Annotated in this window: 1 pseudogene; it reads left to right on the forward strand. The window is 72.0% G+C overall.

Features of this window, described 5'->3' with window-relative positions:
- Positions 1–243: 243 nt before the first annotated feature.
- Positions 244–425, forward strand: a pseudogene (locus G3I78_RS48990) (hypothetical protein); the annotation flags it as partial.

The following is a 425-nucleotide window of genomic DNA, read 5'->3' on the forward strand; positions in this document are numbered from 1 at the left end:
GCCGAGGACGGGATCAGCGCCGACACCCTCGCCGCCAACGACTGGAGGACCGCCCCGGACTTCGAGCTGGCTCCCCCCGAACCGGCCGCGCACGAGGTCGCGGCGCCGGAACCGCCGGCCCCCGAACCCCCGGCCCCGGAGATCCCGAGCTTCGACGACGACTTCGACATGTGAGAGGCCCCCAGCATCGAGCCCCGGCGGAACTGTCCGCCGGGGCTTTCGCCTTGTGAGTACCGTGCAGACATGCAGATCAACGGGGCGGAGCAGCGAGGACACGTTCTACTGATCGCCGGGGACCAAGCGGCCCATCGCCGCACAGTCCAGGTGGCGCCCAGCGCCAACCTCGCGGCACTGTCCGCCGTGCCCGTACCCGTGCTGCTCGACAGCAGGGTGCCGGCCGACGCCGTCGACCTCGACGGCGTCAG

The organism is Streptomyces sp. SID13726, from assembly GCF_010548375.1.
GTDB lineage: Bacteria > Actinomycetota > Actinomycetes > Streptomycetales > Streptomycetaceae > Streptomyces.